18 protein-coding genes are annotated in these 15,405 nt (G+C 53.8%); 12 read left to right on the top strand and 6 right to left on the bottom strand.

Annotation, left to right across the window (positions count from 1 at the left end; translation table 11 throughout):
• The first annotated feature begins 6 nt into the window (after positions 1-6).
• From HS103_16270 to HS103_16230, 9 genes are all read left to right on the top strand, one after another.
• A complete protein-coding gene (locus tag HS103_16270; GenBank protein ID MBE7514356.1) occupies positions 7-879 on the top strand; it encodes a hypothetical protein in 873 nt (290 codons plus the stop codon).
• Positions 880-893: 14 nt separating this feature from the next.
• The gene (locus HS103_16265) at positions 894-1,793 is read left to right on the top strand and encodes a hypothetical protein (GenBank protein ID MBE7514355.1); all 900 of its coding nucleotides are present in this window, start codon (positions 894-896) and stop codon (positions 1,791-1,793) included.
• Between the two features lie 37 nt (positions 1,794-1,830).
• Entirely contained in the window at positions 1,831-2,838 is a 1,008-nt protein-coding gene (locus tag HS103_16260; GenBank protein MBE7514354.1) for a hypothetical protein, read from the top strand.
• 36 nt (positions 2,839-2,874) lie between these two features.
• Entirely contained in the window at positions 2,875-3,507 is a 633-nt protein-coding gene (locus HS103_16255; protein MBE7514353.1) for a hypothetical protein, read from the top strand.
• Complete coding sequence (locus tag HS103_16250) at positions 3,482-4,021, top strand: hypothetical protein (protein ID MBE7514352.1); 540 nt, start codon at positions 3,482-3,484, stop codon at positions 4,019-4,021. The genes HS103_16255 and HS103_16250 overlap by 26 nt, the downstream gene beginning before the upstream one ends.
• Positions 4,022-4,116: 95 nt before the next feature.
• Entirely contained in the window at positions 4,117-5,760 is a 1,644-nt protein-coding gene (locus HS103_16245; protein ID MBE7514351.1) for a DUF262 domain-containing protein, read from the top strand.
• A 4-nt stretch (positions 5,761-5,764) separates the two neighbouring features.
• The gene (locus tag HS103_16240) at positions 5,765-6,652 is read left to right on the top strand and encodes a hypothetical protein (GenBank protein MBE7514350.1); all 888 of its coding nucleotides are present in this window, start codon (positions 5,765-5,767) and stop codon (positions 6,650-6,652) included.
• A gap of 14 nt (positions 6,653-6,666) precedes the next feature.
• Positions 6,667-7,020: a hypothetical protein gene (locus tag HS103_16235; protein ID MBE7514349.1), complete on the top strand. Its 354-nt coding sequence runs from the start codon at positions 6,667-6,669 to the stop codon at positions 7,018-7,020.
• Positions 7,021-7,024: 4 nt separating this feature from the next.
• Complete coding sequence (locus tag HS103_16230; GenBank protein ID MBE7514348.1) at positions 7,025-7,267, top strand: hypothetical protein; 243 nt, start codon at positions 7,025-7,027, stop codon at positions 7,265-7,267.
• 256 nt (positions 7,268-7,523) lie between these two features.
• On the opposite strand, the gene HS103_16225 is transcribed toward HS103_16230, so the two are convergent.
• The 3 genes from HS103_16225 to HS103_16215 all read right to left on the bottom strand — a co-directional run bounded on the left by HS103_16225 (position 7,524) and on the right by HS103_16215 (position 10,241).
• Positions 7,524-7,823 carry an IS5 family transposase gene (locus HS103_16225; protein MBE7514347.1) on the bottom strand — a complete coding sequence of 100 codons (300 nt, stop codon included), beginning with the start codon at positions 7,821-7,823 and terminating at the stop codon, positions 7,524-7,526.
• Between the two features lie 160 nt (positions 7,824-7,983).
• Complete coding sequence (locus HS103_16220) at positions 7,984-9,060, bottom strand: peptidoglycan bridge formation glycyltransferase FemA/FemB family protein (protein MBE7514346.1); 1,077 nt, start codon at positions 9,058-9,060, stop codon at positions 7,984-7,986.
• On the bottom strand, positions 9,057-10,241 hold the full coding sequence (locus HS103_16215; protein MBE7514345.1) for a peptidoglycan bridge formation glycyltransferase FemA/FemB family protein: 1,185 nt from the start codon (positions 10,239-10,241) through the stop codon (positions 9,057-9,059). The genes HS103_16220 and HS103_16215 overlap by 4 nt, the downstream gene beginning before the upstream one ends.
• A gap of 904 nt (positions 10,242-11,145) precedes the next feature.
• Here HS103_16215 and phoU point away from each other — a divergent pair.
• The 3 genes from phoU to HS103_16200 all read left to right on the top strand — a co-directional run bounded on the left by phoU (position 11,146) and on the right by HS103_16200 (position 13,323).
• Positions 11,146-11,799, top strand: a complete 654-nt coding sequence (phoU, locus tag HS103_16210) for a phosphate signaling complex protein PhoU (protein ID MBE7514344.1) — start codon at positions 11,146-11,148, stop codon at positions 11,797-11,799.
• A 79-nt stretch (positions 11,800-11,878) separates the two neighbouring features.
• Complete coding sequence (locus tag HS103_16205) at positions 11,879-12,217, top strand: hypothetical protein (protein MBE7514343.1); 339 nt, start codon at positions 11,879-11,881, stop codon at positions 12,215-12,217.
• Positions 12,218-12,282: 65 nt separating this feature from the next.
• Positions 12,283-13,323 carry a serine/threonine protein kinase gene (locus tag HS103_16200; protein MBE7514342.1) on the top strand — a complete coding sequence of 347 codons (1,041 nt, stop codon included), beginning with the start codon at positions 12,283-12,285 and terminating at the stop codon, positions 13,321-13,323.
• A gap of 11 nt (positions 13,324-13,334) precedes the next feature.
• Here the strand turns inward: HS103_16200 and HS103_16195 are convergent, their stop codons facing one another.
• The 3 genes from HS103_16195 to HS103_16185 all read right to left on the bottom strand — a co-directional run bounded on the left by HS103_16195 (position 13,335) and on the right by HS103_16185 (position 15,202).
• The gene (locus HS103_16195; protein ID MBE7514341.1) at positions 13,335-14,279 is read right to left on the bottom strand and encodes a GNAT family N-acetyltransferase; all 945 of its coding nucleotides are present in this window, start codon (positions 14,277-14,279) and stop codon (positions 13,335-13,337) included.
• A gap of 1 nt (position 14,280) precedes the next feature.
• Entirely contained in the window at positions 14,281-14,700 is a 420-nt protein-coding gene (locus HS103_16190; protein ID MBE7514340.1) for an STAS/SEC14 domain-containing protein, read from the bottom strand.
• 109 nt (positions 14,701-14,809) lie between these two features.
• Positions 14,810-15,202 (bottom strand): hypothetical protein, encoded by a 393-nt coding sequence (locus tag HS103_16185; GenBank protein ID MBE7514339.1) that lies wholly within the window; start codon positions 15,200-15,202, stop codon positions 14,810-14,812.
• Positions 15,203-15,405: the final 203 nt, after the last annotated feature.

The raw sequence follows: 15,405 nt of genomic DNA, 5'->3' as shown, positions 1-15,405 counted from the left end.
GAGGCTATGATGCAACCAATCAATACACTGTATTCGAGCGGCGATGGCAGCCTCCTGTTTCATGGTGGATACACATCAGTTCGCGTCTGGCACAATCAGCAGTTTGTAGCGGAATGCCCTGGCAGGTTAGTGGGGATTGCCCGCGATGGTCAGACCTTTCTCACCTATGATAAAGAGAGTAAATCATTCAGCGCGTGGCAGAGTGATACAGGAACACAAATTGCTGTATCAACGCTCACTCCCGCAGGCTACGCCGCCAACCAGCGCTACCTGATCGAGGCGAACGGGCTTACCCTGACCTTTCGCGATGCACTTGGGCTTGAGTTACCTAAAATGCATACCATGCTTCAGTTAGAATTTGGCGCTTGTGATAACTGGTCATTGTCACCCGATGGGCATTTATTGGCGATTGCCTTTATTATGGATGTTGGAGGGCAGGATACCGCATGGGGGATGTGTTTTGAGCGAGGTGAGGATGGTCAGTTTCAGAAGAAGTTCGACTTTCCAGTAAATCGCTTCATTTATATACCAATCGTCATGTTCTGCGAGCCATACCCGCTGCTGGCAGTTTCTACCCCCGCTGCTACTTCTCTCATCTTGACCAATGGCAAACCAATACGTCAATTTCAATGTACTGGCGAGTTCATCGCCGTCAGCCCAGTGCAGCAGCGGCATGTTCTGGTGCATTGTGGCTGGAAAACATGGCATTTTTATGAGGATGAGCAGAAGCGCGAAATTGAGGAGTCCCAAAAAATACTGGCGGGCGCGTTTCACCCCGGTGGAAACCGGATTGCTATTCTGCTGAAGGATCACAGCATCCGCATTTATGACATCGAGACGCTGGCAGTGGTGGATGAATTACAAGCACCGGAGAGATAAGTCGCAATCAGACCATGACAATTCCAATAATTCGCTTCACACCAGATGGAAGTACTTTGATTTATGCGAACGCACACCAGATACAGTTCTGGCGTCTGCAAGATCGCTATCTCTTGCACCAGCATGATGGCAAACTGATTGGAATGGCAAAAGATGGAAGGTCTTTTCTGTTGGAATCAACTGGCAACAGATTCCAGCTATTTGACCTGTTCAAAGAAAGCTACCGTTCTAACGATTCGATTCTTTCCCACGATTACCTGCCAGGGCAACGTTGCAGTTTGCGTTTGAAACGCCGTTCGATTGAAGTCTTTGATGTGCTGCAAAGTGAAGTAGTTGTCACCGTTCAGCTATCCGAACTTGTTGATACATCAAGTGGAAACCCATACTTCAGTAATGCCTGTTTATCACAGGATGGTGGTTTTGTTGCTGTAACTGTCGCTGGTGATAGCACCTGGGGAGAATGGGCGCGTGGCTACTGCCTGCATTTAGGTGGCAGACCGCATTTTGAGTTTTCGGTCAACTGCGCAGCCAATCAACCCGTACTCCAAATGTCAGGACACATCCTGCTGGTGGAAAATACGAATCAGCACCGGACTTTATGGGACATATATGCAGGTAAGGCAGTACAAGTCTTTGACCTTACTAATGGTCGAATTGCCGGACGTTTTGTCGCCGTCAACGAGGCGGAATTTCCATCTGTGGTAGCTATCCACACTGACCGTAATCGGGTGGAACTCTATCAAGCGAGTCTGCTGTTAGCTACCCTGACTACACAACACGATATTTGTGCCGCCGAATTCTATCCTGACAACCGCCATATTGCGCTGCTTCTGGAAAACAAAGAGGTGGAATTTTATGACTGGCGCACAACCAACCGCAAGGGATTGCTCAAGCTGACGGGATCGACTAGTTGACCAGCCTCTCCCGTCTTATTTTGGAATGCATTGCTTTATGAAACGCATCAGCAAACTAGACAAAACAACTGGCGGTCATCTCGTGGTGCTATGCTGGAGTCCTGATGGCGGGCAGTTCGCGGTCAACCATCCCACGAACTGCGTATCGATCTATACCCTCATCGACAACCAAGCCGGGGTAAATGCTGCGCCCGATGTGATTCTGGAAACAGGCACAGTGACAGAGCTACGCTGGGGTACCGATAGCAGTACCCTCGTGTTGATTGATAGTGCTAAGGCACCTGAAGGCTTAAACGTGTCAGTGTGGGATATTGCCATGCGCCATCAGACACGCATACAGCACATCCCTGCGAACCCATTAACGGCATGGAACGCTGATTTTACGATAGGGATCAGGGCGGAAGGCAATCGATTGTTCTTAGGCGACAAAGTGGTTAAGGTTTCGTGTCCTGTCATCACCTATGTTCAGTTGAGTGCGAACGGGCAAACAGCCGTCGTGATTGTGGATGAGCCTAAGCCGAAGCGTCATCCTTTCAGGATTTCCAGAGACAAAGTCCTGCCGCAAAATGTCACCGTAGTGGAGGTTTGGGATGTCTTCACGGGAAACCGTTTGTGTCTGTATCGCCCCGGTATTCAGGCTTTAGCGGAGCTACACATCAGTCCCAATGGTCAATTCTACGCGCTGCGCGGTTATTATCACGGCGGCGACGGTGACGAAAAGCGGAACTTTAGCATCTATGAAAGCTCAACAGGCAAAGAAATTTTTCGGGACTGGGGCTTCTACGATGATGTACCGATTCTTCCAATGTGGTCAGGTGATAATCAGCAGGTCATTTACTGGGCATGGACGAAAACGCTGACTGGCAAAGCCAAACCCTACATTGGCATTGTCGATATGGTAGTCGGAGAAGAATACGCGAATGAAAAAGCGTTTCGCCATGCTGGGCTATCCAAAATCACACCAGCGGCGCTCGCCTGGTCTCCCGACAAAGCGCTGCTGGCGGTGGGTGATATTTCCGGTATGATTCATCTCTATCGCCTGTAACTCAGACTGCATCGTGTAACACGGCGATTCTGACTCATGAATGCTTACCGTGAACACGATATGATTATTTTGACCGCTCCTTTGCCTGCGATAGATGCCGTCGATACTCCGGTGTCGCCTCTGAATGCAATCTGGTATGGCGATATTCCCCACCGTATGAGTCTGCCACGATTGGGACATGCGTTTATTGTTTGTCCATTGGGAGAAACTATCCTTGCCTGCGCTAATACGGTGATAGACAGCAGCTATTATCTGTTCCTCACAGACGCAGCCCCCGATCAACCATACAGGCTCGACCCTTTACCACGCGCTGACGATGATGCCCGACTTTTGCTGCTGATGCTCAGTCCGGCGTTCATTGCGGAGATGGCTGATTTCCTGGGTATCCCCTTTGACATGACGCATCTGCTCCATGCTGTTCCTCTGCCACAGGGTGATACGCTCTCGCAGGTGCTGCGGCTGATGGCAGGCACGCTCCATGACTCGGAACAGACCGAAGAGTTGTTTATGGAGGCGGTTGGGCAAATCCTGCGACTACTGCGGTTGCGCCATCAGACACTGGTCAATCTGGCACATCACGCAGATGGCTCCCGTCAGCTTTTCGACACGCTACCACATCTCGAACCCGAAAGAGCCGGAAGGGGTGCTGGTCTATCTCCGCACCAATGACGGCAATGATATGCTTGCATGGATCAATCCGCAGGGCGAAATTGTCAGCGAGTCGCAGTTTGAAATCCTGAACGCCGCCCGGTGTGCGCCGGAATCACCCGCTTTGCCGCGTACTGATTATCACCATAATGCGGTACAGACAGGTATCCGGCAGATCATTGAGAGTCAGCACAATAGCCCGGTTGGTGGGCAACTTGGGAGACCCAGTGGCGCACGCTTCCGCACTTATGAGCGGCTGAAACATTATGCGGCAACGCAGCGAGCGACACTGTTTGAAGCAGAGTGCAAAGCACGCGGACTGTATAAAGCCGTTGATGAGATTTACCGCTATCCGCTGCGCCAGACAGCAGTGGATACCCTCAACCGCCAGTTGAAAGCTGGTATCAGTGATGAAACGCTGGCAGAACTGGTTATGAGCTTGCGCGAAGATGACCGCCTGTGCATTGTCCACGGCGGCGAAACAGGGTTTCAGGAACCCCGCATTATTTGTAGTTTAAGGCTATCTGGCGACTGAACTCTTATGGAGCTGAGAAACGCATTATTTTGGATAAGTGCGAGAGACCGTCTACGCCACAGCGTAAATTTAACAACACAAGTAAGGATTGCCCAATGCCGACAAATTCTCATGGTGACATTGCGATTTGGCAGATTATCGACAAGGCTGTAAATCACGATTGGAGCGTCCCTGAGTTTCAACGTGGTTTTATATGGAAAGCACCTCAAGTTCGTGATCTTATCGAGTCGCTCTGGTTAAGTTATCCCGTAGGGAGCGTTCTGATCTGGCAGAGTCCAAATGGCACTCAGGAACGTACTGCGGTAGATGGTCGTCCTCATAACTTTTGGGTGGTTGACGGACAGCAACGTACAACGGCTCTTTGTATTTTGTTTGGAGGGAAACCATATTGGTGGGAATCGAGTGAAAACTGGAAAGAAACTCTTGCCAAGTATGATATTCGTTTTGACGTTGACACAGATACTGCACCACATTTTACTGTCGCAAATGCCGTTATCAAAAAGGATAAAAAGCGGCGGTATATCCCCATATCCGAGTTGCTCAATGTAGATCCAGATAGCAAGCAAGGTCAGGAAGTTATCAAAACCTTAGCACGAGAAATCAAAGCCAATGGTTTATGTGATGGTCAAGATCAAATGGATGTATATGCTCGTTTATCCAGCGTAAGTGAAATTCGCAAGCAGAAGATAGTCACCATCACTGTTGACCATGATTTGGAAGATGTTGTAGAGATTTTCTCGCGGATGAACAGTAAAGGGACGCGCGTTACGGAGGCAGATATTTATTTAGGAATTGTCGCAGCTAAAAACCCAACGTGGGTACGTGACAATTTCTTGCCTTACCTGAGACTCCTTGCTGAGGCGGGTTTTGATATCGACCCCAACTTATTGTTCCGCACATTGACGGGCATTGGCACGAAGAAGGTTCGTTTTAAAGAAATCAACGACGATTTTTGGAGTTCGCCGAATATCACTAATGCTTGGACAGCAACCAAAGAAGCATGGGGAAAGGCAATAAAACGTTTTCGAGAATATGGTATTTTGAGCAGTAGCTTAATGCCAACCGAAAACGCCCTGGTTGTTTTAATGGCATTGATTGATAAGTTTCCTGATACTCCTTTTGAACCCATGCTTTACTGGTTCTTACAAGCATCTCGTTTCCGGCGTTACAGCGGATCAAGTGCAACCACTCTAGAAGAAGATTTGCGACATATCAGTAATGCGACAACCGTACAAGTTGCTTTGGCTGGTTTGCTCAGTGAGTTTGACCATGAAAAGCAGCTTGACACGAACTTTTTCTACGAAAGCTACCGTTCGAGTCGATTTGGACGTTTCCTGCTCTACCTTCTGGTTTACCATAATAAGGCAGCTGATTGGAATGAAGCCGGAGATCGCATTGGTTTCGACAAAAATGAAGTATTGGCAAGTTTCAGCCCTCAATGGCACCATGTTTTTCCCGTCAAATTATTAGAACGGGAAGGTTTCCAAGAAGAAGATATTGATACAATTGCCAATATTGCTGCCATCGGACAGACCATTAACATTCGTATCCGAGATAAGGATCCGATGGACTACATTGAACGTTACAAGATTACGCCAACTAAACTCGAACAGCAATTCATCAGTAATGATATTCGTACCACCTCTGCCAGTAACTATAAAACTTGGCTTGAAAAGCGTGCTGTTGAATTAACAGCAGCGGGGAACGCTTATCTGGCTGAATTGAGGGGAAACCTGTAAACCTATGACTGTCAACATCACCCGCATACGTACACACATCCAGGATTTCCGCTTTGAAGACCTGTTCATTGATGAACTTGGCTGGGACCAGCAGCGGAACCAGTTTGAAGTCGTTGCTGATGGCAGCCGCGTGACGCTGAATGCCTTTGCTGAAAAGCGGGGCATGGTCGCCTTGCATATCGCCGACATCCCTGAATACAAGCTGCGCCGCAAGATTGAGCAGCAGGTGGCGAAGGCGCACCGCGAGAACATCATTATCTACAGTGATACCCAGAACAATCAGCAGGTCTGGCAGTGGGTGCGGCGTGAGACAGGCAAACCCCTTGCCAACCGGGAGCGTCAGTATTACAAAGGGCAGTCCGGCGAGAACATCGCGCAAATTCTGGCAGGCATCGCCTTCAGTCTGGATGAAGAAGAAGACCTCACTATCGTCGATGTGACCAGTCGTGTACGGGTTGCCTTCGATATGGAGCGTGTGACCCGGCGATTTTATGACCGCTTCAAGCACCAGCATGATGCGTTTCTGGCATTCATTGAAGGTATCCCTGATGAGGATTTCCAGCGCTGGTATGCGTCGGTGATGCTCAACCGCCTGATGTTCATCTATTTTGTGCAGAAAAAGGGCTTTCTGGATGGCGACGTGGATTACCTCCGTAATCGCCTTTCTCAAATAGACGGCAATTTTTATCGTGACTTCCTCTGCCCCTTATTCTTTGAAGGATTTGCGAAGAAAGAACATCCTGCCCCGATTTGCCGCCTGCTCGGTGATGTGCCGTATCTGAATGGCGGGCTGTTTCTTCAACATCAGATTGAGGAACTGTACGGCGATGCTATCCAGATCGAGAATGAAGCCTTTGAGAAATTGTTCGGCTTCTTTGACGAGTACCACTAATCAAGTCAGGTTGCGTGTCCATTTTTACCCTTGCAGGTGGGCTGCTTGGTGCATGGATAGGCGCTGCTTCGCCTGAAAAGCGCGTCTGGCTTTCCGATCACTGGTGGCTGGCAGCAGGTTTTCTGGTGTTTACTGCCACCCTGATGAGCGTGTCCAAATTCACGCCATTAACATTCATTCTCCTTGCACAGGGAAAGCACAGGTTGGGATTTGTACCACACTGGCTCAGTGCCATAGCTTTGTTGATTTCAGTTGGCTTGTTAACAGAACAGATCGGCTCGATTTTAGCAGGCATCGTGTGGGCTGTTTTGGGCGGGCTGCTTGGAATCTTCGCTTATACTTTTTTGTTATACGAGGAGATAGATTAATGCGATGAGCGGTAAAGATAGCTTCGTGATAGCTAAGACAGCCAACAAACCACGTGCTGATTTTCCTGTCGGACAGGCTGTCCGTTTTGGCGACCTTCAGAATGGTGATGAATTCATGATCCAAAATATCGCCTATCGAAAACGGACTGACTGGTATGAACTTCGTCCTTTCGTTGATGAGCGAGGTATCCCTCAGTCTCACCTCATAAAATCGAGTGCCAACACCATCAACGAAGCTGTGATGTGAGGGGCAAAAACAGCGAGTGGAGCAAGGGCAGCCCCAATACCCGCTCCCTGTTTGGCACGATCTCCCACAAAGGTTGTCCAGGGTGTGCCGTATGGATTGCCGCAGCGACAGGCTTGGGCAATTAGGGTTGAACGAATCCCACCCCGGCGCAGAAACTGACGGAAAGCGCGGGAGTTATAGACTTTATCGGCTACGATCCGCTGGGGTCGTTTAGGCGGACGACGGGGAGTGCGACGCTTGACGCCGCTAGCATCCACTAGTGCCTGTGCAATTCCCAATCCACTCGACCCTGCTCATCGGCTTGGGCGTGCAGTACCTCCAGCACTCGTTGCCAGACCCCAGCCCCCACCCACCGATAAAAACTGCTGCTGACCGTCCCCACTTTCCCATAGCGTTCTGGCAAATCTCGCCATGGCGCCCCACTCTTGAGCACCCACAGGATGTCGTTCACCACTTGCCGATGATCCGTGTTGGGTCGCCCCGTTCTCGGTTTCTGGGTCGGCAGCAATGGCTCAATCCTTGCCCACTCTTCGCCGGTTAATTCATAACGTCTCATTCTCTCATTTTACCACTTTGTAGACACGCCCTAGGCTTGCCGAGGGTTGGGCTACAAACTGGGCAGTTCAAACCCTAAAATATGCACTCTTACAACCGAGACCCCCACAGCAACGACCACATCGTCTTTCAACCAACGGTGGACGACCCAAACCGCCTTCCTACCCTCGCCGCCGCATGGCGTTCAACAGGCGCGGCATGATGCGGGTGTAAAGCGTATAGAGCGCCGGATATGGGGCGTAATCCCACGCCCCCATGTGCCGCGTGATCACCCCGCCAAAATCGCGTTTGAAACCGAACACCCCCCACATCGAATCGCCTTCAGCAAACTCATTGGGAGCGCCCCACAGGTCATAGACCGTGCAGCCGCGCCCCTTCGCATAGCGCATCGCCTCCCACTGGAGCATGTCGGCGGGCATCAGTTTGCGCACCTCGTTATCACTGACGCTTGCCCCCGTGAAATAGAGGCATGTTTCCCCAAATAGGAACAAAATCACATGGGCAACGGGCTGCCCGTTCACTTCGGCAATCAGGGCGTGCGCCATCCCCGCCCGCATCAGCATCCCCCACTCGCTCAGGTAATACTCGTAGGGGCGGGTGGTAAACCCGTTCCGGCTTCCCGTCTCCGCATACAGCCGGTAAAGCAGCGGAAGATCGTCCAATGTTGCAGCACGGATCGTCACCCCATGCCGCGCCCCATAGCCCACCTTCCGCCGCTTTCCGCTCCCCATCGCCTTCAGCAGGTCGTCCTCGCTGTGGGTGAGGTCGATCAGAATTGTGTTACGAAACTGAACTTGTTCCGCCGAAAAGCGCCACCCCCGCCGCCTGAGCGTCGCACACAGCGCTAACCCGTTGGCGTCCTCAGTGGCGTCCGCCTCACCGGGGACACCCCGCCCAATGACCACATCAGGATCAATCTTGATCTGCACCGTCGGCTGGCGGCGGGCAATGCGTTCTAAGCCTACCAGCAGTGCCTCGAACGCGGCGTGATCGGTATGGCTGACCAGCGGCGCACGCGGGGCATACATCATCGCCAAGGGGCCCACGTGCCGCGTCAGCACTTGCGCCGCACCACTGATCTGATGCGCCGCATCGTAGAGAACGTACCGCGCCGCTTTCCAGCCCGTAATCTGTTTGAACGCCCCCCATTCGGCGCTTTGCAAAATGTGACTGTGCGGCAGGCGCAGGATCAGCCCATTCCAATCCGATCCGCTGTAGGGCAGCATACGGTAGGTCATGCCCGCCGCCTCAGATACCAGCGGTACGCCGCATAAATGACCGGATTCAATGCCTTGTCCCACGCCCCGACGCTGCGCACGATGCGCCCGCCAAAGCCGCGCTTAAAGCCATACACGCCCCACAAGCCATCGCTCCGCCCCTCGAATTCCGCCTCAAGGGTCGCCTCATCCGCATCGGGAACGCCCCACAAATCGTAGCGCCGCGCCCCGCCCGCCCGCGCCCACCGGATCGCCTCCCACTGAAGGATGTAGGTCGCCATGCGCTGGCGCTCGGCGTTGGAGGACGCCCCATACAAGTAATAGGCGTTCTCCCCACAACGAAACACCATCACGCCAGCAAGGTCTTGTCCGGCGTGGGCGGCAATCAAGAGCGCCGCATGTCCCGATGGCGCAAAAAGATCGTAGGCACGTTTGTAGTAGGCGGGTTCGTGAACGCCAAACTTGTTCCGCACCCCTGTGATATCTATCAAAGCGGTGAAACTCGCCACATCTGCTGCCGTCCCCACCCGTACCGCCACGTCCTGCTTTTCTGCCATGTTGCACTTCCGCCGCGTCGATTGATTCATCCGTTTCAGGATGTCCTGTTCACTCCCGCTCAGGTCGATCACGACGGTGCGCGGTGGTTGGACGGTCTGTGGGCTAGGGAGGAATCCGGCGCGTTCCAACCGTCCGGGAAGGTCGGGGCGGGGGCGATACCAATTGCACGGCTCAGCCTTCACGAAGGCTGCTCGCCGCCGCCGCGCCTTCTGGGCAATCTCCCGCCAGAGTGCGGCGTTCACCGCCTCGTCAGGGCTAAAGAGCGGCGCGGCAGGTAGGTAGGCAAGCATCCCCATCCGCAGCGGCAGCGGACGATAGAGAATGAGCGCTCCGGCGTCTCCCACATGGGCAATCTCGAATTGCCAGCCAAAGTCCGCCTTTAGCCGCCCCCAATCCGCCAGTTGCAACAGATGCCCGTCGGGATGCATCTCCACAAAGCGATTCCATGCCGCATCGCCCATCAGAAGGACACCACCACCGTTGGCGTTTCGGTGGGCGGAAGCGGCGTTCGCGTTGGCGGCGGGGTGAACGTCGGCGTCAAGGTACGCGTTGGGGTGACCACCGGCGTGTTCGAGGGGCGCGGTGTCAGCGTCGGGGCAAGTGTCCGCGTCGGGCGCGGCGTGATCGTCGGGCGCGGTGTCCACGAAGGCGGCAGGGTGAGGGTTGGGCGCGGTGTCTCGGTGGGGACGGTCGGCGTCGGCGGGGCAGGCGTCCGCGTAAAGGTTGGCGTGGGCGTCTCCGTTGGCGGGTTCAAGATCGGGCGCAAGATCGTCCCCCCAAGCAGCACCAACACAAAGGCGACCACGCCAATCAAGGCAATAATCAGCCATGTTTCAATCGTGGCGACGGTGCCTTCATCCAGTTTCAGCGGGACTCGTTCTTTGGGTGGGGGCGGCGGCGGCGCGACAGGGATCGGCGGCAGCGAGGCGGGATCACCCGTGAGAGCAACCAACGCCGAACGCGCTTTTTCGTTAGCAGGGTTGAGCGCCAACACGCGATGCAACGCGGCAAGGCGTTCCTCGCCCTCGGTTGCCGCCGAAAGCCACAGCCAAACTGCCTCCACATAGGGGTACTGCGTGCTGAGGTCACGAAGGATCGTCCGCGCCTCGTTCAACTGGCGTCCCTGAATATGCGCGATTGCCTCGTTCAGACGGCTGCTGAGATCTGTCTGACTCATGCGATCCCTCGGTGGTGGGTTGGGTTACATCCCCTTGATTGTATCTTACTCACTCACCTTACGCCGTTGGATTTGTTTCCCCTGTGTTTCGGTATGTCTTGACAAAGGGGCAGTTTGAGGGGAACGCCGAATGATGCCTTTTGCCTTCTAAGCCCCGAAGGGGTGGTTGCTTTTGGCCCATTGCTTTAGCGGCGGGCGACCATACCGGGTCGCCCCTACGGAGAGGGGGAAGGTATTCTCCCCTTTTCTCCGCGTGCGGGGAAACGATGGTCGGAGACTATAGCCTATACGGGGTTATTTTGCCCTTGTTCCTTAATAAAAAATCCCCTATAGTAAAGAATGTAAATTCTTTTCCAACAAGGCATTTTCTTATGGCGGGACGGATTATCCTTGATAAAAAACTCATTGAGATACGGGATGATCTGTTACGGCTTGCCAGTATGGTTGATCAGGCAATTGCCCGCAGCGCCTATGCCCTTGTGGATCGGGATATGGCGCTTGCTCAGCAGATTAACGCCAGCGACGATGCGATCAACCGTCTGCGCTTTACCATTGAAGAATCCTGCTACAACTTGCTTGCCACTCAACAGCCCAATAGCACAGATTTACGGATTGTGGTTGGAACGGTGAGTGTTGCCACCAATTTGGAACGGATTGGCGACCACGCCGCGGGTGTGGCAAGGCTTGTCTTGCGTATTGCCGATGCACCGGCGCTTTCCCCATTAGTGGCGTTGCCACAAATGGCGGAGATCAGCCGTTGGATGGTAGGGCAAGCGGTGAAGGCATTTGACGAACGAACGATCCTGCTAGCTGAACAAGTCATTGAGCGCGACGATCAGGTGGATCTGCTGAACCGAAAAGTGTATGATGACCTGATCACCCTGATGATGGCTACCCCTGCCGTGATTGAACGGGCAACGCTGCTGCTGTGGGTTGCCCATAACTATGAGCGGATAGGGGATCGGGCGACCAACATTTGTGAGCGGGCAATTTATGTTACAACGGGGGAACTGAAAGAAATCTGACGCCTGTCAGAGAATTTTGATGGGATCGCCCTATCACCGCCCTCTGCGCTACAATAAAAAGCAAACGAGGGTAGCCACCATGACCATTCTAAAAACACTGATGCGCCTCCTCACAGGCGGCGGCGGACGCCCTGCCGGGGGATCGCCCCGCACCACCTTCTATATCAAATCCCACAGCACGGGGCATATCTATCCCCTTCAGATCAACCTGAACAATGATCTGTCTTTGACGGATGACGACAAGGGCTATTTCGTGCGGAAAACGCTGGTGGGGAAACCCTCCTATGACCGGATTGAGGTGGAACTGACCTTTGATCGGTCACGGGTGTTGATTGATTCCGCCCTCAAAGGAGGGGTGTTGACCGACGAAGCCACCTACGAAACATACCGTGAGACGCACCCTGAGTCCGCGACATGACAGCGACTCATCAGACACGTTTTGGGGGGCGCTATCAACCCCAGAAGTTGATAGGGACAGGCGGCATGTCGAAGGTCTACCGCTGTCTAGACACGACGACGAACAAGGCAGTTGCGGTGAAAGTCTTTACGGAGAGTGGGCAAACGACCCCGATCCTCCTCGCCCGCTTTGAGCGCGAAATTCTCGCGCTGCAACAGGTAAGCCACCCGTACATCGTCCGCCTGCTGGATTACGCCCTGACGCCCGACGAATCCTATCTTGTCATGCCTTATTTTGAGTCAGGGTCGGTGGCAGATCGTTTATCACGGCAGCTTTACACGCCCCAAGAAGCGGTGCAACTGCTCACCGAGATCGCCTTTGCCCTCGATTACGCCCATAGTCAGGGGTATTTCCATACCGATTTGAAGCCTTCGAACTTATTGATGGATAAACACGGGCATATTTACCTGAGCGATTTTGGCTTGGCGACCTCGATTGCCGCCCATACGAGCATCACCGGGGATGGCGATATTTTTGGGACGCCCGCCTACATGGCGCCGGAATTGATCAGCGGGGCACCGCCTAGCAGCCGAACAGAAGTGTACGCTTTGGGAGTGATTCTCTATGAGCTTTTGACCGGACACCGCCCGTTCAGCGCACCAAGTCTATCCGTCCTGATTGAGATGCAGCGGACGGGAACGCCCCCACCGGCAAGCGCTCTCAATAGCGATTTACCCGCCGCCTTAGATGATGTCCCTCTCACGGCGTTGGCAAAACTTCCCTCGGCGCGTCCGGCGACGGCGGGCGGCTTTGCCCAACAATTCACCCGCGCTGTGCTTGCCTTGCCCGAAAGGGAGCGGAACACACGCCCGGCGATCAAGCCACGCCCGCCTGGGGTGGGCGCACCAGAGGAACTGCGCACGCTGATCTTCGATCACGCCACACCGGGCGGCACGCCGAAAGCGGCAGCAGCGAAGCGACCAGAGGTTAACCAACGCGAACACCAAACGCCCGCCCCCAAACAGGCACGCTCTGGGCGCTGGTTTGTTATTGTGCTGGAATTATCTGTGGCAGTGCTGCTGCTGACGGCAGGTTATTTGCTGATCACCTTGATTATGAAGCGTTGAGACGGGGGCGGCTAACCCCCCAACGTCTTACCGAAATTGACCCGGACGCGGACAACATCCATCCCCACCCCGCGATAGAGATTCACCGCTGGCGCATTGTCAGCATCGACCATCAGGCTTGCGATTTGGTAGCCCGCAGCCCGCAGCCGATTTAACCCTTCACAGAGGATTGCCCGCCCCAAACCCTTTCCACGCCATTCGCGCCGAACACCAAGATGGGCGATATAGCCTTCCCGTTCGCCGGGGGCAGCCTCTTGACTGGTATGTGCCAGACATTCAGCAACAATCGTCTCGCCTGTGAGCGCCAACACCCACAACTGCGGATCATGAGGGCGCATCTCAATTTGAGCGCGGGCAAAGCCTTCGATGGTCTGCGGCTGTGATCCCCAATGGTCGGAAAAAATGGCGTTATCGGCATCGACAAGGCGTTCCAAGTGATCGCGCTGGAAGGTTTCAAAATGGACACCTTCAAGGGCTACTGCCTCCCACCGCCGATCCAGCGCGACGGTCATGCGGTTAAAGTGCCGCCGAGGGATGTAGCCCGCCGCATGGAAAAGCGCCACAGCGCCCGTCAGATCGGCATAGGTGCGCAACGCGAGCGATGCGCCGGGAACACGCCATGTCAGGTCACGTTCCGCCCCTTCCAAAAGGGCTGTCCCGACGCCCTTCCGTCGAAATGCCGGCGCAACAAATCCTTCCATGCGGACGGCGCGATCCCCTTGTACTTCCCACCATAACCAGCCAGCAACCTCCGATGAAGTGTCCAGTGGGACGACGATCAGCCCACTGCGTACCTCCGGTGGTGGGGTGATCAGGTGTTGGAGGGTGGCATCATTGTAAAGGCGTCCGCGATCTGCCCCGACAGAGAGCCGATGCGCCTCAAGAAGAGCGGGAAAATCCTCACTACGGTAGGGGCGGGGTGTCCACAATGAAGGGAAGGGTGTCATAGTGATCATCTCACACAGGTGATTTTTCTGCCTCAGATAGCGGCGTCGCGGGTTGGGGGTGTTCAGCAGCGATCACCCCTCGCAGGTACGCCAGCGCCAACGCTTCCGTATCAAAGAATTTCAAATTCTCCGAACGTGCTACACGCATCACAACTTCACCCAACATGCGGATCAGCGTGCTTGCCCCAAAAACAGCCGCAATTCCTGCCTTAGGGTGGGTAAGACCGGGCGCTTCGCGGGCGCGGAGCGCCCCCGGTGGGGCGTAGCGGTTTTGGCGCATATCGATCAGCATATGAATGGGGTGCGTGGCATCGTCGTACCACTGCTTTGCTTGGGGAAAGTTACGCACCATCTCATCCGCCGTCCAGGGGGAAATGAATGTAACTCGTAAAATACGATTTTCTTCCTCAAGGGTCATTGTGACGGTCACGATCAATCCTTAAGCTATGCTAACGCTATTCACTAACCGATGATTACGATCTGATTGTACCTCTTAGACTTCTCAATAATTGCCTTAATCAAATACCCTAACACACACATTATTTCGTCGCTTCATCAGATTCCTCCGCCGCAAGCACCTCGCGGAGATAGGTAAGCGCTTCCATCTCCGTATCAAAAAAACGCAGTTTGTTTGTGCGCGAGATTTTGATATACACATCGGCAAAAACACGTACAACACCTCGCCCCCCAAAGACGGCAATAATGCCTGCTTTCGGGTTATTCATACCGGGAGTATTGCCCAGTTGCAAAATGCGCGGCGGAATAGGCAGCGCCTGCCGAATATCGAGCAAAGAATGAATGGGTTTTGGCGCGGCATCATACCAAGCCGCCGCCTGAGGGGAAAATTGGATCATTTCCTCCACCGTCCAGGGGGAGGCAAATGTCACACGCAGAATGCGATTCCCTTCTTCCAACGCCATTGTAATAGGCATTTTTTCGTCCCTCTATAGTGTGAGCAATGATGGTTTGGGCTTATTGGCTTGTTTAGAAACGCCATTTCAAAACCCCTATCTCTCTATCCTCTTTCCCTGCCTGCAAGGAAAGGGGGCGAATGCCTTCCTCCTCTCCAATTACGAGGAGGAGGCTAGGGGGTGGGCTTAGGCTTATTTTGAAAGAACGCCTGCACATGGTGGGC

The sequence above is a fragment of the Anaerolineales bacterium genome, from assembly GCA_015075625.1.
GTDB lineage: Bacteria > Chloroflexota > Anaerolineae > Aggregatilineales > UBA2796 > UBA2796.
Note: the sequence above shows the minus strand (reverse complement) of the source record. Positions and strands in the feature narration are given on the sequence as shown.

Coding starts and splice junctions, on each gene's coding strand:
- HS103_16245 (MBE7514351.1), top strand. CDS start 4,117: ATGCCGACAAATTCTCATGGTGACATTGCGATTTGGCAGATTATCGAC.
- HS103_16195 (MBE7514341.1), bottom strand. CDS start 14,279: ATGATCACTATGACACCCTTCCCTTCATTGTGGACACCCCGCCCCTAC.
- HS103_16220 (MBE7514346.1), bottom strand. CDS start 9,060: ATGACCTACCGTATGCTGCCCTACAGCGGATCGGATTGGAATGGGCTG.
- phoU (MBE7514344.1), top strand. CDS start 11,146: ATGGCGGGACGGATTATCCTTGATAAAAAACTCATTGAGATACGGGAT.
- HS103_16240 (MBE7514350.1), top strand. CDS start 5,765: ATGACTGTCAACATCACCCGCATACGTACACACATCCAGGATTTCCGC.
- HS103_16185 (MBE7514339.1), bottom strand. CDS start 15,202: ATGCCTATTACAATGGCGTTGGAAGAAGGGAATCGCATTCTGCGTGTG.
- HS103_16230 (MBE7514348.1), top strand. CDS start 7,025: ATGAGCGGTAAAGATAGCTTCGTGATAGCTAAGACAGCCAACAAACCA.
- HS103_16200 (MBE7514342.1), top strand. CDS start 12,283: ATGTCGAAGGTCTACCGCTGTCTAGACACGACGACGAACAAGGCAGTT.
- HS103_16270 (MBE7514356.1), top strand. CDS start 7: ATGATGCAACCAATCAATACACTGTATTCGAGCGGCGATGGCAGCCTC.
- HS103_16255 (MBE7514353.1), top strand. CDS start 2,875: ATGAATGCTTACCGTGAACACGATATGATTATTTTGACCGCTCCTTTG.
- HS103_16265 (MBE7514355.1), top strand. CDS start 894: ATGACAATTCCAATAATTCGCTTCACACCAGATGGAAGTACTTTGATT.
- HS103_16260 (MBE7514354.1), top strand. CDS start 1,831: ATGAAACGCATCAGCAAACTAGACAAAACAACTGGCGGTCATCTCGTG.
- HS103_16225 (MBE7514347.1), bottom strand. CDS start 7,823: ATGAGACGTTATGAATTAACCGGCGAAGAGTGGGCAAGGATTGAGCCA.
- HS103_16205 (MBE7514343.1), top strand. CDS start 11,879: ATGACCATTCTAAAAACACTGATGCGCCTCCTCACAGGCGGCGGCGGA.